This window comes from Paenirhodobacter hankyongi, from assembly GCF_003664585.1.
GTDB lineage: Bacteria > Pseudomonadota > Alphaproteobacteria > Rhodobacterales > Rhodobacteraceae > Rhodobacter > Rhodobacter hankyongi.
The window spans coordinates 1-23698 of the sequence record NZ_RCHI01000009.1 but is presented as its reverse complement, the minus strand read 5'-3'; the positions used below and the strand labels follow the sequence as shown (position 1 = coordinate 23698).

At 69.2% G+C, this 23698-nt stretch carries 19 protein-coding genes and 1 tRNA gene; 16 read left to right on the top strand and 4 right to left on the bottom strand.

Annotated elements, in window-relative coordinates; translation table 11 throughout:
• Positions 1–14: 14 nt before the first annotated feature.
• Positions 15–359: a lytic transglycosylase domain-containing protein gene (locus tag DYS74_RS11055; RefSeq protein ID WP_342769162.1), complete on the bottom strand. Its 345-nt coding sequence runs from the start codon at positions 357–359 to the stop codon at positions 15–17.
• Between the two features lie 299 nt (positions 360–658).
• Here DYS74_RS11055 and glpD point away from each other — a divergent pair, with 299 nt between their 5' ends.
• The 3 genes from glpD to DYS74_RS11040 all read left to right on the top strand — a co-directional run bounded on the left by glpD (position 659) and on the right by DYS74_RS11040 (position 4261).
• Complete coding sequence (glpD, locus tag DYS74_RS11050; protein ID WP_121533756.1) at positions 659–2236, top strand: glycerol-3-phosphate dehydrogenase; 1578 nt, start codon at positions 659–661, stop codon at positions 2234–2236.
• Positions 2237–2256: 20 nt separating this feature from the next.
• Positions 2257–3735, top strand: coding sequence for a glycerol kinase GlpK (glpK, locus tag DYS74_RS11045; protein ID WP_121533755.1), 1479 nt, complete (start codon positions 2257–2259; stop codon positions 3733–3735).
• A gap of 136 nt (positions 3736–3871) precedes the next feature.
• The gene (locus DYS74_RS11040; RefSeq protein WP_121533754.1) at positions 3872–4261 is read left to right on the top strand and encodes a tautomerase family protein; all 390 of its coding nucleotides are present in this window, start codon (positions 3872–3874) and stop codon (positions 4259–4261) included.
• Between the two features lie 36 nt (positions 4262–4297).
• On the opposite strand, the gene DYS74_RS11035 is transcribed toward DYS74_RS11040, so the two are convergent.
• Entirely contained in the window at positions 4298–6730 is a 2433-nt protein-coding gene (locus tag DYS74_RS11035; RefSeq protein WP_121533753.1) for a heavy metal translocating P-type ATPase, read from the bottom strand.
• 147 nt (positions 6731–6877) lie between these two features.
• Between DYS74_RS11035 and DYS74_RS11030 the strand changes: the two genes are divergently transcribed.
• Both DYS74_RS11030 and DYS74_RS11025 read left to right on the top strand, forming a co-directional pair.
• A complete protein-coding gene (locus tag DYS74_RS11030) occupies positions 6878–7087 on the top strand; it encodes a YgaP family membrane protein (protein ID WP_121533752.1) in 210 nt (69 codons plus the stop codon).
• Between the two features lie 113 nt (positions 7088–7200).
• Entirely contained in the window at positions 7201–7818 is a 618-nt protein-coding gene (locus DYS74_RS11025; RefSeq protein ID WP_121533751.1) for a L,D-transpeptidase, read from the top strand.
• Between the two features lie 19 nt (positions 7819–7837).
• Here DYS74_RS11025 and DYS74_RS11020 read toward each other — a convergent pair whose 3' ends face one another.
• Positions 7838–8545: a DUF1796 family putative cysteine peptidase gene (locus DYS74_RS11020; protein ID WP_183077511.1), complete on the bottom strand. Its 708-nt coding sequence runs from the start codon at positions 8543–8545 to the stop codon at positions 7838–7840.
• 201 nt (positions 8546–8746) lie between these two features.
• Between DYS74_RS11020 and DYS74_RS11015 the strand changes: the two genes are divergently transcribed.
• The 8 genes from DYS74_RS11015 (at position 8747) to DYS74_RS10980 (ending at position 18404) form a co-directional block, all read left to right on the top strand.
• Positions 8747–8823: transfer RNA gene (locus DYS74_RS11015), tRNA-Met, on the top strand.
• A gap of 212 nt (positions 8824–9035) precedes the next feature.
• Positions 9036–9974, top strand: coding sequence for a hypothetical protein (locus tag DYS74_RS11010; RefSeq protein WP_121533749.1), 939 nt, complete (start codon positions 9036–9038; stop codon positions 9972–9974).
• Between the two features lie 68 nt (positions 9975–10042).
• Positions 10043–10321 (top strand): SH3 domain-containing protein, encoded by a 279-nt coding sequence (locus DYS74_RS11005; protein WP_121533748.1) that lies wholly within the window; start codon positions 10043–10045, stop codon positions 10319–10321.
• Between the two features lie 331 nt (positions 10322–10652).
• Positions 10653–12587: a hydantoinase/oxoprolinase family protein gene (locus DYS74_RS11000; RefSeq protein ID WP_121533747.1), complete on the top strand. Its 1935-nt coding sequence runs from the start codon at positions 10653–10655 to the stop codon at positions 12585–12587.
• A 3-nt stretch (positions 12588–12590) separates the two neighbouring features.
• Positions 12591–12995 (top strand): acetone carboxylase subunit gamma, encoded by a 405-nt coding sequence (locus DYS74_RS10995; RefSeq protein ID WP_245965265.1) that lies wholly within the window; start codon positions 12591–12593, stop codon positions 12993–12995.
• 99 nt (positions 12996–13094) lie between these two features.
• Positions 13095–15251: a hydantoinase/oxoprolinase family protein gene (locus DYS74_RS10990; RefSeq protein WP_121533746.1), complete on the top strand. Its 2157-nt coding sequence runs from the start codon at positions 13095–13097 to the stop codon at positions 15249–15251.
• Positions 15252–15306: 55 nt separating this feature from the next.
• On the top strand, positions 15307–17577 hold the full coding sequence (locus DYS74_RS10985; protein ID WP_121533745.1) for a hydantoinase B/oxoprolinase family protein: 2271 nt from the start codon (positions 15307–15309) through the stop codon (positions 17575–17577).
• On the top strand, positions 17574–18404 hold the full coding sequence (locus DYS74_RS10980; protein WP_121533744.1) for a hypothetical protein: 831 nt from the start codon (positions 17574–17576) through the stop codon (positions 18402–18404). The genes DYS74_RS10985 and DYS74_RS10980 overlap by 4 nt, the downstream gene beginning before the upstream one ends.
• 91 nt (positions 18405–18495) lie before the next feature.
• Here DYS74_RS10980 and DYS74_RS10975 read toward each other — a convergent pair whose 3' ends face one another.
• Positions 18496–20475, bottom strand: coding sequence for a sigma-54-dependent Fis family transcriptional regulator (locus DYS74_RS10975; protein ID WP_121533743.1), 1980 nt, complete (start codon positions 20473–20475; stop codon positions 18496–18498).
• A 427-nt stretch (positions 20476–20902) separates the two neighbouring features.
• On the opposite strand from DYS74_RS10975, the gene DYS74_RS10970 reads away from it, so the two are divergent.
• From DYS74_RS10970 to DYS74_RS10960, 3 genes are all read left to right on the top strand, one after another.
• Positions 20903–22153 carry a CobW family GTP-binding protein gene (locus tag DYS74_RS10970; protein ID WP_220668842.1) on the top strand — a complete coding sequence of 417 codons (1251 nt, stop codon included), beginning with the start codon at positions 20903–20905 and terminating at the stop codon, positions 22151–22153.
• 60 nt (positions 22154–22213) lie between these two features.
• Entirely contained in the window at positions 22214–23503 is a 1290-nt protein-coding gene (locus DYS74_RS10965; RefSeq protein ID WP_121533741.1) for an RNA polymerase factor sigma-54, read from the top strand.
• On the top strand, positions 23500–23698 hold a 199-nt coding region (locus tag DYS74_RS10960; protein ID WP_281272446.1), incomplete at its 3' end, for a CoA-transferase. The genes DYS74_RS10965 and DYS74_RS10960, both read left to right, overlap by 4 nt.

Genomic DNA, 23698 nt, shown 5'->3' with positions numbered 1-23698 from the left:
TCATGCGAGAGGGGTCAGCCGCGCAGGCCGGCATCTTTCAGGATGCCGCGGCGCTTCGCCTCGTAATAGTAGCCGCGCGCATACCAGCCCACTGCCTCGTTCTCGTTGCCATCGGCACAGAGCCACGCACCGCGCAGGTATTTCACCGCGTATTTCAGGTTCGTCTCGGCATCGAGCAGCTCGCGCGACGAGCCCGAGAAGCCCATGGTCGAGGCGGTGCGCGGGTCGATCTGCATCAGCCCCATGTAGGAGCCGTTGCGCGCCGTCGGGTTGTAACCGCTTTCGCGCTGCACGATGCGGTGCACCAGCGTGCGCGGCACCTCGTAGTGATCGGCGTATTTGTTGATGAGGCCCCGCATTTCGGTGCTTTCGCCGGGCTGGAGCGGCAGTTGATCCGGGGACATGCCCTTCGAAGACGCGCGGGGATCTGCGCCGCAGGCGGCGAGGGCGATAACCAGGGGCAACGTCAGCAGCAGGCTGCGGCGGATCATCATCGGGAACTGCTCCATTCCTCATTTGATTACAACATTGATACAATCACGTGAGAAAGCCGCCTAGCGCGCAGCGGGGCCCCTGTGCGCCGATGAGCGGGATCTCGCCGAAAGGCTTTGACATCTGCCACGACCTCGGGCCCACTCTGACCATCCCAGGAGGTGTCATGTCCTTAGCAACGCAGGAAAATCCCGTCGATCTGTGCATCATCGGCGGTGGCGTGAACGGCTGCGGCATTGCCCGCGATGCGGCCGGTCGTGGCCTCTCGGTGCTGCTTTTCGAGCAGGCAGACCTTGCTCAGGCCACGTCTTCGGCCTCGACCAAGCTGTTTCACGGCGGGTTGCGCTATCTCGAATATCTCGAGATTCGCCTCGTGCACGAGGCCTTGGCCGAGCGCGAGGTGTTGCTTGCGGCGAGCCCGCACATCAGCCATCCGATGCGCTTCGTGCTGCCGATCGACCCGGCGATGCGCTTTCCGACCGACACCCCGGTCGGCCGGCTGGTGGGGCTGTTCCTGCCCTGGCTGAAGGGCAAGCGGCCGGCGGCGATGATCCGGGCGGGCCTGTTCCTCTATGACCACCTCGGCGGCCGGCGCACGCTGCCCGGCACCCGCGCGCTCGACCTGCGCCGCGATCCGGCCGGCGCGCCGCTGCGGCCGGGCTTTGCCAGGGCCTATGAATATTCCGACGGCTGGGTCGACGATGCGCGGCTTGTCGTGCTGAACGCGCGCGATGCCGCCGCGCGCGGCGCCGAGATCCGCACCCGCACCCGGGTGACCGAGGCGCATCGCGAGGGCGAGCTGTGGCGCGTGGTCACCCCGGCGGGCAGCGTCTGGGCGCGGGCGCTGGTGAATGCCGCCGGCCCCTGGGTCGGCGAGGTGATCCGCACCACCATCCATGTGCCCTCGACCGAGGGGGTGCGGCTGGTGCGCGGCTCGCATATCGTGACGCGGCGGCTCTTCGATCACGACCGGGCCTATTTCTTCCAGGGGCGCGACGGGCGGATCTGCTTCGCCATCCCCTACGAGGACGATTTCACCCTGATCGGCACCACCGATCAGGACCATCGCGGCGCCCCGGGCGCGGCGCAGTGCAGCGAGGACGAGGTCGCCTATCTGTGCGCCTTCGTGTCGGAGTATTTCGCCAAACCCGTGACCCCCGCCGATGTGGTCTGGACCTATTCCGGCGTGCGGCCGCTTTATGACGACGGGGCCAGCTCGGCCACCGCGGCGACGCGTGACTATGTGCTGCGCCTCGATGCCGAGGGTGCGCCGCTGCTGAACATCTTCGGCGGCAAGATCACCACCTATCGGCGGCTGGCCGAGGCGGCGCTGGCGAAGCTTGCGCCCTTCTTCCCGTCGGCGACGGGGCCATGGACCGCCGGCGCGGCGCTGCCCGGCGGCGATTTCCCGGTGGATGGCCGGCCCGCACTCGCCGCCGATCTGATCCGCAACTATCCGTTCCTGAGCGCGCCCTGGGCCGCGCGGCTGGTGCGCAGCTATGGCACCGAGGCGCGCGCCTGGCTGGGGGATGCGCGCACGGCCGGGGATCTGGGCGCGGATCTGGGCGCCACCCTGACCGAGGCCGAGCTGCGCTGGCTTGCCATCCGCGAATGGGCGGTGACGGCCGAGGACGTGCTGTGGCGGCGCAGCAAGCTTGGCCTGCGGCTGAGCCCGGCGCAGGTGCAGGCGGTGGCGGGGATGCTGGCGCAGATCCGTGCGGAAGCCGGGATGACGGAGGCCTGAGGAGAGGCCGGGAGGAGAGGATGAGCGAGATTCTGGCCCTTGACCAGGGCACCACCTCGTCACGCGCGATCCGTTTCGCGGTGACGGGCACGGGCGGGCTGACCCCGGTGGCGACGGTGCAGCGCGAATTCGCGCAGATCTATCCGCGCCCGGGCGAGGTCGAGCACGACCCCGAGGAGATCTGGGCGACGACGCTGTCTTGCGCACGCGCGGCGATGAGCGACGCGGTGGCGGCGATCGGCATCACCAATCAGCGCGAAACGACGGTGATCTGGGACCGCGCGAGCGGCGCGCCGATCGCCAATGCGCTTGTCTGGCAGGACCGCCGCACCGCCCCGGCCTGCACCGCCCTGCGCGATGCGGGCGCCGAGGCCGAGGTGACGGCGAAGACCGGACTGCTGCTCGATCCCTATTTCTCGGCGACGAAGATCGGCTGGTTGCTCGATGCGGTGCCGGGCGCGCGGGCGCGGGCCGAGGCGGGGGCGCTGGCCTTCGGCACCGTCGACGCCTTCCTGATCTGGCGGCTGACCGGCGGGCGGGTGCATGCGACCGACGCCACCAATGCCGCGCGCACGATGCTCTATGACATCGAGCGCGGGGAGTGGGACGCGGATCTGTGCCGGCTTTTCGGCGTGCCGATGGCGCTCTTGCCCGAGGTGCGCGATTGCGCGGCCGAGTTCGGCGCCACCGACCCCGCGCTGTTCGGCCGGGCGCTGCCGATCCGCGGCGTGGCGGGCGATCAGCAGGCGGCGGCGATGGGGCAGGGCTGTTTCGCGCCGGGGATGATGAAATCGACCTATGGCACCGGCTGCTTTGCGCTGCTGACCACCGGCGCGGCGCGCATCGCCTCGGGGCACCGACTGCTGACCACGGTGGCAAGCCGCTTCGCCGGGCGCACGCATTTCGCGCTCGAGGGCTCGATCTTCGTCGCCGGGGCGGTGGTGCAATGGCTGCGCGACGGGCTGAAGCTGATTGACAGCGCAGCCGAGACTCAGGCGCTGGCCGAGACCGCCGATCCCGCGCAACAGGTGCTGATGGTGCCCGCCTTCACCGGCCTCGGCGCGCCCTGGTGGCGGCCCGAGGCGCAGGGCGCGATCTTCGGCCTGACCCGCGGCACCGGCCGGGCCGAGATCGCCCGCGCCGCGCTGCAATCGGTGGGCTATCAGACCCGCGACCTGTGGGAGGCGATGCGGGCCGATGCCGGCACGCTCGATCTGGGCGTGTTGCGCGTCGATGGCGGCATGGCGCGTTCGGACTGGACGATGCAGTTCCTGGCCGACATCCTCGGCGCCCCGGTCGACCGGCCGGTGGTGACCGAGACCACGGCGCTTGGCGCGGCCTGGCTTGCGGGCTGGCAGTCGGGGCTGTGCCCGGGGCCCGAGGAGGTCGGGCGGCACTGGGCGCTCGAGCGCCGGTTCGAGCCCGCGATGGCCGAGGCGCCGCGCGCGGCGGCCTATGCGCGCTGGCGCCGTGCCGTCGCGGCAACGATTTCGGTCTGATCGGCGCGGCCGGCTCGACAGCGCCGGGGCAGGGGCGTAGCCCGGGCACGGGTGCGCCCGCCGGGCGGGCCTGCCATGGCGGGGAGGCATGGGTTCCGCAACGGGGGGGAGAAAGACCCAACAGGAGCAAGACCGAATGCCTCTCATGCAATACCACGTCATCAAGGGCCGCACGCCGGAAGAGATCGAGCTGCTGCTCGACACCGCCCACGAGGCGATGGTGCGCACCTTCAAGGTGCCGCAGGGCGACCGCTATCAGATCCTGACCGAGCACGCGCCGAGCCACCTGAAGGCGCTCGACACCGGGCTGGGCATTCCGCGCACCGAGAAATTCGTGATGCTGCACGTGGTCTCGCGGCCGCGCGGGCGCGAGGCGAAGGTGGCCTTCTATGAAAACCTCTGCGCCGATCTGCAGGCGAAATGCGGCATCGCGCCGAGCGACGTGATGATCTCCTTCACCGAGAACGGCGACGAGGACTGGTCCTTCGGCCATGGCCGGGCACAGTTCCTGACCGGCGAGCTGTAAGCGCAGGCGGGGGGGCGGTGACCGCCCCCCTTCCGGTCAGAACCGGGCGCGGCGCAGGCGCAACGCGTTCGTCACCACGAAGACCGAGGAAAAGGCCATCGCGCCCGCGGCCAGCATCGGCGACAGGCCGGGCCCGCCGAAGGGACGCAGCACGCCCATGGCCACCGGGATCAGCGCGACGTTATAGGCGAAGGCCCAGAACAGGTTCTCGCGGATGTTGCGCATCACCGCGCGCGAGAGCTTGAGCGCGCGGGCCGCGCCGCGCGGGTCGTCGCCCATCAGCACCACCTCGGCCGCCTCGATCGCGACATCGGTGCCGGTGCCGATCGCAAGCCCCACATCCGCCGCCGCAAGCGCCGGCGCGTCGTTGATACCGTCGCCGACGAAGGCCACGGCGCCTTTGCCGCCAAGCGCGTTCACCGCAGCGACCTTGCCCTCGGGCAGGACCTCGGCCTCGACCCGGGTGATGCCGAGCCGCCGCGCCACCGCTTCGGCCGTGGGTTTCGCGTCGCCGGTGACGAGGGCCACCTCGATGCCGGCCGCCTGCAGCGCCGAGACCGCTTCGGCCGCGTGTTCCTTGATCGGGTCGGCAACCGCCAGAAGCGCGATCGCCGCGCTGTCGCGGGCAAGGTAGATGGGCGTCTTGCCCTCACCCGCGAGCGCCAGCGCCTGTGCCGCGAGCGGGCCGATGTCGACGCCCGCCTCGGTCATCGCGCGGGCATTGCCCAGAAGCACGGTCTTGCCGTCGACCTCGGCCGAGAGGCCGCGGCCGGGCAGGGCCTCGACCTTGCGGGCACGGGGCAGGGGCAGGCTGCGCGCCGCGGCCGCCGCCACGATCGCGCGGGCCAGCGGATGTTCCGAGCGCGCCTCGGGCGCCGCGGCGGTGGCAAGTGCGTCTTCCGCAGTGATGCCCGCGACCGGGATCAGATCGGTCAGCTCGGGGTGGCCAAGGGTCAGCGTGCCGGTCTTGTCGAAGGCGAGGGTCTTCACTTCGGACAGGCGCTGCAACGCATCGCCGCGGCGGAACAGCAGGCCGAGTTCCGCGCCCCGCCCGGTGCCGACAAGGATCGAGACCGGCGTCGCCAGCCCCATCGCGCAGGGGCAGGCGATGATCATCACCGAGATTGCCGCGACGAGGGCATGGGTGAAGCCCTGCCCCGCCAGCATCCAGATCGCGAAGGTCAGCAGCGACAGCCCCATCACCGCCGGCACGAAGACACGGGTGATCCTGTCGACCAGCGCCTGCACCGGCAGCTTCTGGCCCTGCGCCTCCTCGACCAGCGCGATGATGCGCGCGAGCACCGTGTCGGTGCCGGTCGCGGTGACGCGGAAAGCGAGCGCCGTCTGCCCGTTCACCGTGCCGCCGGTGATCTCGGCGCCCGGCGTCTTCTCGATTGGGGCGGGCTCGCCCGTCAGCATCGATTCGTCGATCCAGCCATGGCCCTCGGTCACCAGCCCGTCGACCGCGACGCGTTCGCCCGGGGCCAGAAGCACGATGTCACCCGGGGCGAGCTCCTCGACCGGCAGCTCGACGGGGCCGCTTTCCCGCTCGACCCGGGCCGTTGCCGGGCGCAGCGCGACGAGGCGCGAGATCGCCTCGCCCGCGCGTCCCTTTGCCCGCGCCTCGAGCCAGCGGCCGACGAGGATCAGGGTGACGATCACCGCCGCCGCCTCGAAATAGACGGAGCGGGCCGAGACCGGCAGAAGGCCCGGGGCGATGGTCACCACCGCGGAATAGAGAAACGCTGCCAGCGCCCCCATGGCGACGAGCGAGTTCATCTCGGGCGCGCCGCGCAGCAGGGCCGGGATGCCGATGCGCAGGAACACCCGGCCAGGGAAGGCCAGCACCAGCGCGGTGAGGACAAGCTGAATCCACCAGCTCGCGCGCTCGCCGATCGTGTGCATCACCGCCATGTGGAAGCCGGGGATCAGATGCGTGCCCATGGCCAGCACGAAGACCGGCAGGGTGAGCGCGGCCGAGATCAGCACCTGTCGCTTCAACTTCGCGGCCTCCGCCGCCTGACGCTCGGCGACCGGCGCGGCGGGGGCATCGGCGGTGGCGACGCGCGCACCATAGCCCGCGCCCTCGACCGCCTTCACCAGCTCGGAGGGGGCGACGGCGCCCTGGGCATAGTCCACCTGCGCGGTCTCGGTGGCCAGGTTGACCGAGGCTTCGATCACCCCGGGCAGCGCGGTCAGCGCGTGCTCGACATGACTGACGCAGCTCGCGCAGGTCATGCCGGTGATGTCGAGCGTCGCCTCGGCGCGGTTGACCGGATAGCCCGCCTTGGCCAGCGCCGCGGCCAGCGAGGCGGGGGTGGCCGGTGCCTCGAATTCGACCCGGGCCGAGCGCGCCATCAGGTTCGCCGTGGCGCTGGTCACGCCCGGCTCGGCACTCAGCGCGCGTTCGACGCGGCCGGTGCAGGCACCGCAATGCATTCCGTCGATGGTGAACGTGGTCTTGGACATGGGGCACCTCCGATGCTTCACTTGGAGCGCGCCCCCGCCCGGGTCAACTCTTCGGAAAACATTCCTGAACTTGAATTTGTGTTGCGGCAATGCTAGCTGGGGCGAAAGCGCCTTCCAACCGATCCACCCCCGTCACGGAGTCCCCCCATGAACCTCGACCGCACGATCTTCGCCTTTGCCGGCGTGATGGTCCTGATCAGCGTGCTGCTGACCTGGTATGTCTCGCATTACTTCCTGTGGTTCACCGTCTTCATCGGCCTGAACCTGCTGCAGTCGGCCTTCACCGGTTTTTGCCCGGCGGCGATGATCTTCTCGAAGCTCGGCTTCAAGACCGGCTGCGCCTTCCAGGGCAAGTGAGCCCCGCGCCGGACAGATTTCGGGACAGGGCGGGGGAACCCGCCCTTTTCCTTTTCCGTTGAGGGGGGCAGGGCGCCCTGATAGCCTTGCCCCAACGATAACCGGAGACCGCGATGCTTCGCCGCACCCTTCTGACCACCCTCGCCGTGCTGCCCTTCGCGGGCACTGCCCTGGCCGCACAGACCACCGCCACCGGCTCTTCCGCCTCGAACCCGGTCGAGGTTCTGCCGCCGGAGAAACCGGCGCCGCAATGGCCGATCGCGAAGCGCTATTACCCGACCGAGGTGAACGTCCGGCCGGAGCTGGCCGTGGGCTCGATCATCATCGTCTCGGACAAGTTCTTCCTCTACCACGTCATCGCGCCGGGCAAGGCGATGCGCTATGGCGTGGCGGTGGGCAAGGACGAGCTGAAATTCCGCGGCACCGCCTATGTCGGGCGCAAGGTCGAATGGCCGAGCTGGAAGCCGACGCCCGAGATGGTCAAGCGCTCGCCCGACCATTACGCGAAATATGCCGAGACGGGCATGCCCGGCGGCCCGAACAATCCGCTCGGCGCGCGGGCGATGTATCTCTATCAGGACGGCCGCGACACCGCGATCCGCATCCACGGCACCACCGAGCCGAGCTCGATCGGTCATGCGGTGTCGAACGGCTGCCTGCGGATGGTCAACGACCACGTCATCGAGCTGTTCCAGTCGGTGCCGGTCGGCACGCCGGTGACGGTCTACTGAGACGGGCCCCGGGCCGGGGTCAGAAGGTCCCGGCCGTCGCCGCGTGAAACTCGAAGGCGCCGATCATCCGCGCGAAGAGATCGTCGTCGACCCGGCCCCAGAACTGCTCGGGATCGGTGCCGCACCATTTGTGCCGGGTGTGCAGGATCGCCACGGGGATGCCGTCGGGCCGCAGGAACTCCACCCGGCGCTGATCGTCGCTGCCGACGAGGCGCTGGGTGAACATCGTGACCGAGATCGGCCGGCCGGAGCGGGCACGGCACAGCTCCTGAAACCGGCGCAGCTTGGCCGCCACCCGCGCGATGTCCTGAGTGCGGTGCAGCCGGTGGTGATAGAGGAAACACGCCGGGCCGGTGCCGCTCAGCCCGTCGAGAAACCGCTGCGCCTTGCGCAGGTAGCTTGCGCGGTTCTCGGCATCGTCGATCACGTCATGATGCGAGAATTCGAAGCCGTTGCAGACGGATTTCTCATAGAGTCCGGCCTCGCAGGTATAGAGCGAATGGACCGGCATCCGCGTCTTGTTGCGCTGCTCGTGGTGCAGGAACCGCGGCGTCAGCATGTCGACGAAATCGGTTTCGACGAGCTGCGTCGCATAGTCGATGTTCGACCGCGCGTGGCTGAACGGCGTGGAAAGCAGCGGCGCGACGCCGTGGCGCTGCAAGACGCCGTGGCCAAGACAGTTCTCTCCGATCGAATAGAAGGCGACGCCGGGGCTGGCTGTGGTCACTGCGGGTCTCGTGCTCGGGGATCGGGGGCTGTCCGCCGAGGCTAGGGGGTTTCCGGGCCGAAATCCACCGCCGAAGGCCTGCTGGCGGTGCCGGGGGCGGGGCAGGGGCCTGCCGATGCCCGCCGCGCGGGGCGGGCGCAGATTTTTCGCGCAAGCCTATTGACGCCCCGCGCGCCATCGCATAGCTACGCGCCACAGCGTGGCTAGGTAGCTCAGCAGGTTAGAGCACGTGACTCATAATCACGGGGTCGGGGGTTCGAGTCCCCCCCTCGCCACCAAAACTTCCCCCAGCTTTTGAAGAGAAGTAGTCTGCCTGTCCGGTTTGAACGTCGGGGCGGGTTTACACCTTCGTCTGACGGCCCTCCCCCCGCGGCGTCCTCCCCCGAGACTGATCCGACAGATGCTTGGCGCCCATCGCTAGACATGTTGGAAGTCTGCAGCTAACTTCGTCTTGGGACGAGCTGGCACGTCCTCGGAATGCGAGATCACCATGGCAAGCGAACTGTCCCAGACGCCGGTTTTTACCAAAGGCGAACTCCTCAATGGGTTGCAGGGGATGGTGCGCCAGCATCGCTGGGACGACCTGCGCCATCTCGCCCGCGACAGCCTGCGGAAAATGGAGGAAACTGGCGAAATGCCAGACCTGCAAACCGCCCTCTGGTTGAGCGAATCTGCTGAACAGAGTTGTGTTCCGGTCCGGGAAATGGCGGTTCTTGCCAGCCAGCTGGGGCCGAATGTCGCCGCTCGCCAGGCGTTCCGTGAGGTCCATGCCGACGAGCTGAATTCACGCACCTTTGTGCCCATGGGGTGCGAATGCCATCCATGGGTGATACTGAATCGATGGGGCTTCCGCGACAGCCTTGAGGATCTGAATCCCCTCTGCCTTGGCGTCCACCGCATGCCGGGGCTGGTCGAGATCCTGGAAAACCGTTTTGCCGGCTACGCCCATCCTGCCAGTGTGGGCACGCGCATCCATCGCGCGTCGAAGGAACCCATGGCGGTGAATGACGCTCAGGGCATCACCTGGAACCACCATCGCGGAGAGGCTTGGTGTTCCGATGGCTTCGTGCGGTTTTATGACGAGCAGCAGAGGCTCGCAGCGAATTTCTACACGGCAAGTCGCAAGCCCGGAGCGGTTCACGTGGTGAGCCGCTGGAAGCCCTTCCGCCCGGAGACCTGCGGGGGGTATCTCGAACGACTGCTGCGGGTCATCGCTGAGGCCGGGGCTGCAACACCCCGGCTGGTAGTGATCGATATGGAGCCTGACAAGTTCTCTCCGGGGCTGCATCGGCTCTCCGAGGAAGTCACGCTTGTCAGTCGTCCCTATCCCGAGGGATATTCTTGGAGCGCGATTAAGGACTACAACTCGCCCGCCGGTGTGGAATGGGAGCGCTCGGTGATCCAGGACCTGCTCGCGGCGGTGGCCTGACTTGGCCCCTCGTCCGAGGTTTGGATGCTCAGCGGTTTGATCGGTGGCGAAACGATTCAGGACAGATCATGCGACCTCATTTTGCTGCGCTCCTCGCCCTCGTGATCGCAACCGGATGTGCGCTCGGTTCCGGTGCCGTCGTCAAAGGCGCCGGGCCGGATGACCTTCTGAAGCTTCGCGAGGGTCCGGGCCTTGACCGCAAGATCATCATCGGCCTGCCGGACGGAACGCGTCTTACCCGTCAGAACTGTGTGACGAACAACGGCAAGGTCTGGTGCAAGGTCTATCTGACCGACAAGCCCAGTGTCTCGGGATATGTTTCGGCGGAGTATCTCGCGCATCGCTGACGGCGATCTGCTTGCCCCCCCCTGTCGCGTGTGCCCGTCCGTGCCGGGCGCGCTGATCCGTCCGGGCGTCCGCCCGCGTGGCGGACGGTGACCGAAAGCCGGATGGTCGCGGCCCCCGGCCCGGCCCTCCCGCTCTGCATGATTTTATAAAATCTTTCGAAAACCGAAGGTTGTGCGATTTTCGCAGCAACCGGCCCGATCTGGCATCAACCCTGCTTCCTTCGCTGACAGGTTCGTCGGCGCGTGGAGGGGGAGGAGCCTTTCCCGCATCTGCCGAGGCCCCGGCGCGCAGGAGGCGCCGTCGCAACAGGTATGGGAGGAGAAATGCGCAATGGCATTTCAGATTAACATTGATAACGGCGGGACTCTCACCGACGTCTGCATCATGTCGGATGACGGCGTGACCAAGACCAAGGTCCTGACCACGCCCTACGATCTGTCGAAATGCTTCTTCGAGGGGCTGCAGAAGGCCTCGGAGGTCGTCTATGGCGCGACCGACGTGAAGCGGCTGCTCGAGGAAGTCGACCTGATCCGCTACTCGACGACGCAGGGCACCAACGCGATCTGCGAGCGCAAGGGGCCGAAGCTCGGCCTGATTCTCGCGACGGGCGCCGAGGATCTGCCCGCGCAGCTGGCCACCCATGATGCCGAGGTCTGGGCCGCGCTCGTCGGTGACCGGGTGGGCTTTGTCGAGACCGACGCGCTCGAGACGCCCGAGGCCGAGGTCGCGATCGTGCGCACGATCAACCAGCTCACCGCCGCCGGCGCGAACCGTCTGGTGATCTGCTTCACCGGCGAGGGCTTCCACAAGGCCGAGGAACGGGTGAAGCAGATCGTGCTGCGCAAGTATCCGCGCCACCTGCTGGGGGCGGTGCCGGTGCTCTATGCCTCGGACCTCACCGTCGACCGCAACCCCGACCGCCGCGCCTGGTCGGCGCTGATCAACTCCTTCCTGCACCCGTCGATGGAGGCCTTCCTGTTCCAGGCCGAGAACCGGCTGCGCGAATACCGCACGAAGAACCCGCTCCTGATCTTCCGCAACGACGGCGACGCCTCGCGCGTGGCGAAGACGGTGGCGATCAAGACCTATTCCTCGGGCCCGCGCGGCGGCATGGAGGGGGTGAAGGCCTTCTCCGCGCTCTATGGTTTCCGCGATGCGGTCTCGATCGACGTCGGCGGCACCACCACCGACATCGGCCAGTGCACCGAGGGCAAGGTCGCCGAGATCCGTCGCGGACATGTCGAGGGGATCTCGGTCTCCTTCCCGCTGTGCGAGATCATCTCGGCCGGCGCCGGCGGCAGCTCGGTATTCAAGGTGAAGGATGGCAAGATCGTGATCGGTCCGGACAGCGTGGGCGCCCTCCCCGGCCCCGCATGCTTCGGCCGCGGCGGGAAGGAAGCGACGATCACCGACGCCAGCCTTCTCGCCGGCCTGTTCGACCCCGCCTCCTATTTCGGCGGTGGCATGGGGCTTGATGCGGGGCGCGCCGAGGCGGCGATCCGCACCAACATCGCCGAGCCGCTGGGCGTCGATCTCGAGACCGCGGTGACGATGATGGCCGACGCCTTCGAGGCGAAGGTCGCGGCCGAGCTGCACCGCTTCACCACGATCTCGCCCGACACGGTGATGATGGCCTTCGGCGGCGCCGGTCCGCTGCTGGCCTGTGGTGTCGCCGAGAAGGCGGGGATCACGCGGGTGGCGATGCCGGCGATGGCGGCGGTGTTCTCGGCCTATGGCATCGGCGCCTGCGATGTCTCGCAGCGCTATGCGGTGACGCTGCCCGAAAACACCAGCGCGGCGCTTGCCACGGCGCGCGAGGCGCTGGCGCAGAAGGCCGCGCGCGACATGTTCGCCGAAGGCTTCGAGGCGGGCAGCTATACCGTTGCGGCGCGTCTGGTGACCGAGACCACCGAGGGCGAGGTCGTCCACGAGCTGGCCGAGGGCGAGGGCTTCCCCGCCGATCTGGCGAAGGCGGGCGCGGTCGAGCTTGAGTTCGTCGCGACGAAGAGCCTGCGCCGGGGCGAGACCCGCACCGTCGCGGTCAACCGCCGGACCCGTGCCGAGGCGGCAGCCACGCGCGAGGTGCTGGTTGCCGGGCAGGGCCGCACCGATCTGCCGGTCTACCGGCTGAACGGCATGGCGGCGGGCGACTGGGCCAAGGGGCCCGCGATCCTCGAGGAGGATTACTTCACGGCGCTCATTCCGGCGGGGTGGACCCTCACCGTGTCCGAAGCGGGCGACGTCATTCTGGACCGGGAGGAATAAGCCATGACGATGAAAGTGCCGATGACCGAATACCTGCGCATCGACCTCGAGACCGAGAAATGGGAGTGCCGCGTCTGCGATCACGTGATCGCGCCGGCCGCGGGCAACTACAAGGAAGGGCTGCTGGTGCACAACCGCGACCCGCGCGAGATCCATCCGCCGGTGATCGACCCGGCGAAGTATCGCTACACCTTCTGCCCCGATCCGGAATGGGTGCGCATCCTCGAATTCTGCTGCCCGAAATGCGGCACCCAGATCGAGACGGAATACGCGACCCCGGGTCACCCGCCGCTGTGGGACATGCAGGTCGACGTGCCCGCGCTGAAGGCGCAATGGGCGAGCCGCGGTCCGGCGATGCTGCCCGATGCCGGCCCCGCCGTGGTGCCCGGGCGCGGCCACGCGCACTGACCGACGCCGCCCTCCGCGGCGCGCGCGGGGGGCACAACCATTGCCGGGACCGGCTGCCGGAGGAGGGCAGCCCCCGGACCCAATGCACAGGGAGAGAGCATGAAACGCGTTTCCGTTGATATCGGCGGCACCTTCACCGACTGCTTCGTCGTCTGGGGTGGGCGCTATATCGAGACCAAGGCACTGACCACGCACCACAACCTTGCGATGGGCTTCAACGAGGCCCTGGGCAAGGCCTGCAAGGTCCTCGATCTGGAACTCGAGGACATCCTGCAGCAGGTGGACTCGGTGCGCTATGCCACCACGCTCGGCACCAATGCGCTGATCGAGCACAAGGGGCCGAAGATCGGCATGCTGGTCACCGCGGGCTACGAGGCCACCGTGCCGCTCAGCCGCGCGCGCGGCTATGGCGAGGGGCTTGACGACATGGGCAAGCAGGATCTGCCCAATGCCCAGCGTCCCGACCCGCTGGTCGAGGCGCACATGATCCGCGGCATCCGCGAGCGGCTCGATTTCGAGGGCAAGCTGGTGATGGGCCTCGACGAGGAAGACGTCCGCCGCCAGCTGCGCGAACTCGTCGACCGCGGCGCCCAGATCATCGTCGTGGCGCTGGTGAACTCGGTGGTGAACCCCGCCCACGAGCAGCGCATCGAGGAGATCGTGCTCGAGGAATACCCCTCGCATCTGCTCGGCGCGATCCCGGTGATCCTGTCGCATCAGGTCGCGGGCCGGAAGGGCGAATACGTCCGCGCCACCTCGGCGATCGTCGACGGCTATCTGCATTCGACGATGTATCACGCGCTGTCCGCGCTCGAGCAGAACCTGCGCGTGCACAATTACGAAAAGCCGATGCTGGTGATCCACAACTCGGGCGGCATGGCGCAGCTGAACTCGACCGACGCGCTGCAGACCATCCACTCGGGCCCGGTCTCGGGCATCGGCGCCTCCGAGCACCTGTCGCTGCAGGCCGAGCTTGGCAACGTCGTGGCGACCGACATGGGCGGCACCTCCTATGACATCGGCATCGTCGTCGAGGGCGGCATCAAGCACTATGACTTCAACCCGGTCATCGACCGCTGGCTGGTCTCGGTGCCGATGGTGCATCTGGTGACGCTGGGCGCGGGCGGTGGCTCGGTTGCGGCCTACGACCGGATGTACAAGACGGTGAAATGCGGCCCGGAAAGCGCGGGCTCGGACCCGGGGCCGGCGTGCTACGACCGCGGCGGGATGAAGCCCACCGTGACCGACGCCGACCTCCTGCTCGGCTATCTCGACGCCGAGAACTATGCCGGCGGCTCGATCCCGCTCAACCCGCGCCGGGCGAAGGCGGCGGTCGAGGATGCGCTGTGCGACGATCTCGATGTCTCGGTGATCGAGGCGGCCAAGCTGATCCGCGAGAAGGTCGACGCCAACATGGCGAACGGGCTTTTCACCGAACTGCGTGCCCGCGGCTATGATCCGAAGGACTTCACCATGCTCGCCTATGGCGGCAACGGGCCGCTGCATTGCTGCGGCATCGCGCAGAACCTGGCGATCGACAAGATCCTGGCGCCGCCGCTCAGCTCGGTGTTCTCGGCGGTGGGGGCGGGCAACATGCACCAGCTCCACATCCACGAGAAGTCGCTCTACATGGTGCTTTACGACAGCAACACCCGGCGGATCTTCAGCGATTACGAGCGGTTCAACGGCATCGTGGCCGAGCTGAAGGAACGCGGCCGTCAGGACCTGCTGCGCCAGGGCGTGCCGGCCGAGCAGATCCAGCACAACCTGGAACTGGACATGCGCTATGGCAACCAGCTGGTGCAGACCACGGCGGTGATCCCGATCCACGAGCTGAACAGCCCGAGCGACGTGCTGCAGGTCATCAACCAGTTCTCGACCGACTATGGCAAGCGCTTCGGCGAGGGCAGCCAGGCGCCCGAGGCGGGGATCCGGATCAACACCATCCGCGTGTCGAGCTATCGCCAGCACGAGACGGTGCAGTTCCAGAACATCAAGCCGCTGCCGAAGCCCGAACGTTCGGCCCCCCCGGCCCCGAGCGGGCACCGCACCTGCCACTTCGTCGGCCATGACGAGGCCTTCGAGACCCCGGTCTGGGCCCGCAAGGACCTCGACCCCGGCGTCGAGATCGCAGGTCCGGCGATCGTCGCCTCGGAAGTGACGACCTTCCTCGTCAATCCGGGCTGGACGCTGGTCGCGGCAAAGCAGGGCGCGACCTGGTTCCTGCGCAACGAGGCCCCGGTCACCAAGCACTGACACGCGTGCCCCGGCGAGAGGAGCGCCGGGGCCCATTCCAACAGGAGGAGTTCCCATGAAAGACATGACCACCGGGGGGCCGGCGCCCTCTGCCGAAGACATGAAGCTGATCAAGAAGTTCCTCGAGGACACCACGCTGTTCCTTGGTCCTGATCCCGAGATCATGCAAAACCACGACCTGATGCCGCGCTCGGCCGACGAGGAGCACGCCATCGCCAATGTCCCCGACACCCATACCATCGCCAAGATCCGCGACCGGCTGCAGGCCGGCTGCGACGAGGGCTATGAGATGGTCGAGCAGATGGGCGCGGCGCCCGGCGCGAAATGGGGCGATGTCATCACCGGCATCTATTCGGCCTCGGGCGACCTCGCCATCGCCTCGGCGGGCGGCGTGCTGCTGTTCTCGTCGGTCGTGCACCACCCGATCAAGTTCATCGTCAAGAACTGGATGAACGAGCCCACCGTGGGCGTGCGCGACGGCGACGGCTTCATCCACAACGACAGCCGCTATGGCAACGTGCACAACACCGACCAGTCGATGATCCTGCCGATCTTCCACGAGGGCCGGCTGGTGTGCTGGGTCGCCTCGACCGTGCACGAGGGCGAGAACGGCGCGATCGAGCCGGGCGGCATGCCGTCGATGGCGGAAAGCCCCTCGGACGAGGGTCTGAAGATGTCGCCCTTCAAGGTGGTCGAGAACTATCAGATCAAGCGCGACCTGCTGACCTTCCTGCAGAACTCGGTGCGCGAGCCGAAGCTGCAGCTCGAGGACATGAAGGTGAAGCTCTTCGCCTGCCTGCGCATCAAGCAGCGCATCGAGGAGACGCTGAAGACGGACGGCGCCGACGCGCTGATCTCGACGCTGCGGCTGACCATGGAGGACGTGCGCGCCGAGGTGAAGCGCCGGGTCTCGGAATGGCCGGACATGTCGGTGCGCACCTACATCATCCAGGACTCGACCCTGCGCGAGAACTGCGTGGTCAAGGTGAACTGCACGCTGACGAAGAAGGGCGACCAGCTGACCTTCGACTTCCGCGGCTCGAGCCCCGAGTTCACCAACCGGGCGACGAACACCATCCTCGGCGGGCTCAAGGGGATGCTGTCGCAGCTCTTCCTGTGCTACATCTGGCCCGACCTGCCGCGCGGTCAGGCGGCGATGGCGCCGATCGAGGTGATCACCGATCCGCACTCGATCCTGAACTGTTCCTATGACGCGCCGAACTCGCAGTCGCTGATGTCGATCTTCACCGGCTTCACCGCGGGCCAGCACGCGGTGGCGAAGTTCCTCTACTCCTGCCCGGAGAAGTTCACCAAGGTCCACGCGCCGGCCTTCAACATGATCAACACCTTCATCTGGGGTGGGGTCAGCCAGCATGGCGAGACGCTCGGCAACCTCTGCGCCGACCTGAACGGCATGGGGGCGGGGGCGACCTCGAACCGCGATGGCGAACATGCGCTGGCGCCGATCTTCGCCACCATGGCCGATATTGGCGAGCAGGAGGTGAACGAGGAAGACGTGCCGTTCCTGCAGCTCGTCTCGAAGAAGATGACGCGCGACGCCATCGCGCCGGGCAAGTATCGCGGCGGCCAGGGCTACACGATGATGGTGGCGACGAAGGACAGCGAGCAGTGGGGCTTCATGACCACGGCTCAGGGGGCGAAGATCCCGCCGATCCAGGGTCTCTTCGGCGGCTATGCCTGCGGCACCTATCCGCTGTCGAAGGTGCAGGGCGTCGACGTCTATGACGTGATGCTGAACGAGCCGGAGAAATTCCGCCACTCGATCGAGGAGATCATGAACGAGCAGCCCTTCGAGGGCGCGCGCTACACCACCCATCACATGGGCATGGGCTTCGACATCTCGAAGCGGGGCGAGCTCTACATGATCAGCCAGGGCGCCGGTGCGGGCTATGGCGACCTGCTCGAACGCGACCCGGTGGGCGTGGTGAAGGACATCGAGGAGGGGCTGATGTCGGCCGAGGTGGCGGCGCGGCTCTACAAGGTGGTGTTCGACCCGGCGACGCTGGCGATCGACTTCGAGGCGACCGAGAAGGCGCGCGCCGACGAGCGCAAGGCGCGCATCGCCCGCTCGGTGCCCTATGCCGAGTTCGTCAAGGGCTGGAACCAGCCCAAGCCCCCGGCGCATCTGCCCTATTTCGGCTGCTGGGGGGACGATGTCGAGACGCTCTACATGGGCTCGCCCGACAAGACCCGCCGCGGCGACGAGCCGAAGCCGAACTACATGGTCCACCCGAAGGACGTGCGCATCGCCGAGCTCGAGGCGCGTCTGGCGGCGGCGGGCGTGCCGGGAGACGAGAAGCAATGAGCCAGTCTCTCGCAGAGGATCTGCCCAAGGGTTCGGGCACGAAGGCGCTGCGGGTCTGGCTGGAGTCGTCGGGCTATGCCCGGCGGCTTCTGCTGGGCGAGGCGGGCGACCCCTGGGCCGAGGGCGCGGCGAAATACCTGTCGTGGTTCACCCAGGCCCGGGGCCTGCTGCGCGGCGACGTGGCGGTGGTCGACGTGGGCGACATGTTCCGTTCCTGGCGGGCGCGTCACCCGGGGCTTGCGGCCGAGATGGGGGCGAAGAAGCGCGTCCCCTATCCCCTGCGCCGGATGCTCGAGGAGGAGGGCCCGCGGGCGCTGCTCGACGAGGTGACGGTGGCGGTCGGCGCCCATCTGCAGGGCCAGGTGCCTTTGGTTCTGGCGATGCCGGCGCCGGGGACGTGGCTGGCCGAGGCGCAGGTCGCGGCCGGGCGCGAGGCCGAGGTCGATGCCGACGCGGTCGAGGATGCGGCGATGTACATGGCCGATTTCATCCGCTGTGTCGCCAGCCGGCCGGTGGGCGGGCTGCTTCTTGAGGAAGGGGCCGAGCCCGGTCCGGCCGATCGCTATGCGCCGATCCTGAACGCCGCGCGGCATTACCGCTGGGCGGTGGTCGGGCGCGGCGCGGCGCCGGGGCAGGGCGGCTTCGATGCGGTGATCGGCACCGATCCGGCGGCGACCGGGCGGGATGTGACGGCGGCGCTCTTCGCCGGCGAACCGCTGCCCGAGACCGGTGCGGGGCAGTTCCTTTTCGCCGAAGTGCCGGTCGCCCATGCGCCCGAGGCGGTGCTCGAGGCCGTCGCCCGCCTGCGCGGCACCGTTCCGGCCTGAGGGCCCCACGCGCTTTGCGGCGCCTGCCATTCCTCCTCCAGGGGGCGCGCTGCAGGGACGGCACCCGGGACCCCGGGTGCCGTTTCCCGTTTCAGCCCTCGCGCAGCTGCGCGATGTGGTCCTTCAGTCCGAGCTTGTCGAGCCGGACGTAGAGCGTGCTCTTGGCAATGCCGAGATCGCGCGCGGCCGAGGTCATGTTGCCCTGATGGCGCCGGATCGCGGCGGCGATCGCGTCGCGCTCGGCCCGGTCGAGCGGCGACAGCGCCTCGGCCAGGCCGATCAGCCGGGGCGTGAGCTGCAGCTCGGGCGGCAGCGCCTCGGGCCGCAGGATCGCGCCCTCGCTTTCAAGGAACATCCCCTCGAGCACATTGCGCAGCTCGCGGATGTTGCCGGGCCAGTCGTGGCCCGCCAGCGCCACGAGGACCGCGGGCGCGATCGCCGGCACCGGGCTTTCGTAGCGCGCGGCGATCTGGGCCACCAGATGCGCGGCAAGCGCCGGCAGGTCCGACATCCGTTCGCGCAGTGCCGGCAGCTTCAGCGAGGTCACGGCGATGCGGTAGAACAGGTCGAGCCGGAACCGGCCCTCGCCCGCCTCGGTCTTCAGGTCGCGGTTGGTCGCCGCGATCAGCCGCAGCTTCACCTTGCGCGGCCGGTTCTCGCCGATGCGGTAGACTTCGCCCGTTTCCAGCACGCGCAGCAGATGCGGTTGCAGATCGAGCGGCATCTCCCCGATCTCGTCGAGGAACAGCGTGCCGCCGTCGGCCGCCTCGATCTTGCCGGTCATGCCGCCGCGGCGCGCGCCGGTGAAGGCGCCGTCGGCATAGCCGAACAGCTCCGAGGTCAGCAGCTCGCGCGAGAAGCCGCCGCAATTGATCGCGACGAAGGGGCCCCTGGCCTGCGGGCCCGCCTCGTGCAGGGCCTGGGCGAAGGCGTCCTTGCCGACCCCGGTCTCGCCCAGCAACAGCACGGGCGCGGGGCTTTTTGCCAGGAGCCGGGCGCGGCGGATTGCCTCGAGATAGGCCGGCGCCGTTCCGGACAGCCGGTCGAAGGGATCGACGCCCGGACGGGGCGCGACGGTGCGCAGCCCGGCGCGCCGCACCGTTGCCGCGCGGTCGGGCAGCACCAGCACCGCCCCGAGCCGCTCGCCCTCCTGATGCACCGGTTCGATCCAGTCGTGGTCGATCCAGCCCGGCATGTTCTCGGGGGCGACGCGGCCCTTCTTCCAGGGCAGCAGCAGGTTGCGGATCGACTGCGCATCCTCCGCCCCGGTCTTCGCCAGTTCCGCCATCAGCGCCGCCGCCCGCTCGTTCGTCTTGATCGGCCGGCCCGAGCGGTCGAAGACGATCAGCCCGTCCCGCCCCGGGCCGCGCAGCCGCTCGAGGCACTGGTCGAGCAGCTGATAGCGCAGCTTCAGCTCGCGCTGCACCAGGCGGTTCTCGATCCGCCCCGCCGCGGCGATGGCGAGCGCGAGGCTGTGCCGGCTGTAGCTTTCGTTCAGCCCCGAGATGTCGATCGCGCCGAGCGTGGCGCCGCTCACCGGCTCGCGGATCACCGCGGCCGAGCACGACCAGTGCTTGATCCCCGAGCAGTAATGCTCGGCGGCGTGGATCTGGATCGGCTGGCCGATCTGCAGCGTGGTGCCGATCGCGTTGGTGCCGCAGGCGGTCTCGCTCCAGTCGGCGCCGGGCATCAGGTGAATCGCCTCGCTCGGGTCGCGCAGGGCATTGTCCCCCTCGACGCTGAGCACCTTGCCGGCGCAGTCGGTCAGCACCATCACCGTGCCGGTCTCGAACAGGAAGTCGCGGGCCGAGGCGATCACCGGCGCGCCGGCCTGCATCAGGTCCTCGCTGTCGGCGAGCAGGTCGTGCAGCGCGTCGCCCATGGCGGGCAGGGGCGCGCTCTGGCGTCCCGGGTCGACCGCGCCGTGACAGCGCCGCCATGAATCGTCGATCAGCCGGCGCAGCGCGTCCGATCCCGGTTCCTGCCCCTCCATGAACCGTTCCCACGAGGTCATGATCTGGGTGTCGTTCTCGGGGCGCGACAACCGCTGACGCAGCATCGTCTGTGGCATGTGACTTCTCCTCCCTGGAGACAGGGGCCGGTCGCCCCCTGCTGCGCCCGTCTCCTCCCCGAGACGTCTGCGGCAGGTGCCCGGTCGTGCCGGGCCTGTCTCCTCTCCTCGCGCGCAGCTTAGCATTCCCCTTTGCGAAAAGGGAAATTCTCTTGCGCGAAGGGGGCGGGGCGCCCTCCCCGGGCGGGTCCGCAGCCCGGGTCCGCGACGCTGCGGCGCGGCAATTCCAGAGGGGCGGGTCCGGTTCCCGGCATGCGCCGGGCCGATCGCCGCGTCCGGAAACCGGACGCCCGGCCGCGTCTGCCGTCCGGTCCTCGTCCGGTGCCGGGCGGGCGGGCGGCCTCCGCGCCGCAGTAAGTCCCGGTCTTCGTTGCCGCTTGGTCAACTGGCAAGAAACCTGCTTCCTGTTCCTTCGGGAGAGGGAGGAATGACGATGGACAAGAACGGCTCTGCACCCTTTGCGGTTGCGGCAAAAGCGGGGGGACGGGTGCCGGTGACGGTGCTCACGGGCTTTCTCGGTGCCGGCAAGACGACGCTTCTGAACGCGCTGACGGCCCGGCCCGAGATGGCCGGCGCGGCGGTTTTCATCAACGAGCTGGGCGAGATCGGCATCGACCACCACCTCGTCGAGCGAATCGACGACAGCCTCGTCATCCTTGATTCGGGCTGTCTGTGCTGCACCGTGCAGGGCGACCTGATGCGCGCGCTGATGCGCCTGCACGAACGCATGTCGCGGCGCGAGATTGCACCGGTGACGCGGGTGCTGATCGAGACGACGGGGCTCGCCGACCCGGCGCCGGTCCTGCGCGCGCTGATGGAGGACCGGCTGGTCTCGGCGCGGTTCCGCTGTGACGGGGTGCTGACCGTCGTCGATTGCGAGCGCGCGCGGATGCAGCTGCCGCGCCACCGCGAGGCGCGGGTGCAGGTCAGCCTCGCAGACCGGCTGCTGCTGTCGAAATCGGCGCTGGCGGGGCAGGTCGAGACCGCCGCGGTGCGCCGCGAACTTGCGGCGCTGAACCCCGGTGCGCCGCAGATCCTGCTGACCGAGGGCGAGGCCGATCCCGCCGCGATTTTCGGCGCGGGGCTCTATGCCGCCGAGGCGGTGCCCGCCGACGCGACCGACTGGCTTGGCGCGGTGACCGCGCTGCGCGCGCCGCAGCCCGTGCCGTTCCCCACTCCGGGGCAGGGCCATGCGCCGTCGCATTCGGGGCGGGTGCGCAGCTTCGTCGTCGAGTTCCACGAGGCGCCGGGCTGGCGCGGCTTTGCCCTCGCGCTCGGCCAGATCCTCGAGGCCTGGAGCGGCCGGCTGCTGCGGGTGAAGGGGCTGATGGCGGTGCCCGGGCTCGAGGTGCCGGTGGTGGTGCAATGCGTCGACGGTACCGCCTGCCTGCCGGTGCGCCTGCCGGCCTGGCCGCGCGGCGGGGCGCTCTCCGACCGGCGCGGCCGCCTCGTCTTCATCGGCGAGGATCTCGCCCCCGCCGACGAGGCCGCGATCCGCACCCGCCTGGCCGCGACGCCCGGCGACCGCGAGGCGCTGCGCCGCGCCGCGACCACCCCGGGCCTGCCCACCCGCAGCTGGCTGGCCGAGCGCGTCCCGCTCACCCCGCGGCAGGGGTTCGCCTCCGAGGCGTTCATCGTCCAGCCGCGGTTCCTGGGCGAGATCCGCCGCCATGGCTGAGACCGGAGCTTGCCCGGCCGGCGTCGGGCGCTACTGTGGCCCGCGGTGGCGGAGGGGCAGATGCGCGCAGTGACGGGCCTCGGGCTCGGGCAGAAGATGTCGGTGCAGATGTCGCAGGCGATGCGGCAGGCGCTCGAGTATCTGCAGATGGACAGTGCCGGGCTGTGCGGGGCCCTGGTCGCGGCGGCGGCCGACAACCCCTGCCTGCAGGTCACGCTGCCCGATCCCGAGCCTGACGCGCCGCGCCCGGGCCGCGCGCCGCCGCGCTGGCGGCCGCAGGCGGGCGGCGATGGCGGCGAGGCCGAGCGGATGGCCGATGCCGCGCCCGGACTGCATGCCCATGTCGCGCGCCAGATCGGCCTTCTGGTCCGCTCCCCGCGCGAGGCGGCGATTGCCGCCGTGCTGGCCGAGGCGCTGGAGCCGAGCGGCTGGCTCGGTGCGCCGCTTTCAGGCCTGGCGGCGCGGGCGGGCTGCACGCTGGCCGAGGCCGAGGCGGTGCTCGCCCGGCTGCAGCAGATGGAGCCCGCCGGGCTTTTCGCCCGCACGCTCGCCGAATGCCTGGCGCTGCAGCTCGCCGACCGCGAGGCGCTGAGCGCGCCGATGCAGCGCCTGCTCGAGAACCTGCCGCTGCTCGCGCGCGGCGAGGCGGCCAGCTTGCAGGCGCGCTGCGGTGTCGGCGCCGAGGACCTCGCCGCGCTCGTCGCGCAGTTGCGCCGGCTCGATCCGAAGCCCGGCGCGCATTTCGGCGATGCCCCCGAGCTGCGCCGCGCCCCCGACCTGATCGTCACGCGCGCGGCCGGCGGCTGGCAGGTCGCGCTGAACCGCGAGGCGCTGCCGGCGGTGTCGGTGACCGATCAGGGCGCGTCGCCCGGCGCGCTCGCCACCGCGAAATGGATCGCGCGCACGCTGTCGCGCCGCAACCGCATGGTGCTCGAGGTGGCGGCCCATGTCGTCGCGCGCCAGCAGGCGTTTGTGGAAACCGGGCCGGCGGCGCTGGTGCCGCTGACCTGCGCCGAGGTGGCGCGCGCGCTCGGCTTTCATGACAGCACGATCAGCCGGGTGCGCAGCGGGCTCTTGCTGCAGACGCCGCGCGGCATGCTGCCGATGGAGGCCTTCTTCGCGCGCACCGGCTCGCGCGGGCAGGGGCGGGTGCCGGCGCCGGCGCTGCGCGCCCTGCTGGCCGAGATCATTGCCGCCGAACCGGCGGCGGCGCCACTCGGCGACGACGCGCTCGTCGCGGTTCTGGCCGGGCGCGGCATCGCGCTCTCGCGCCGCGCGGTCGCCAATCATCGGGCCCGGGCGGGCATTCCGCCGGCCCGCGACAGAGGAAAGGGAGGACGGACCTCATGAGAAAGATCTACGGCTCGGCGTCGGAGGCCCTGGACGGGCTTCTGGTCGACGGGATGACGATTGCGGCGGGCGGGTTCGGCCTGTGCGGCATTCCGGAACTCTTGATCGACGCGCTGGTCGCAAGCGGGGTCAAGGACCTGACCATCGCCTCGAACAATTGCGGCGTCGACGGCTTCGGCCTCGGCAAGCTGCTCG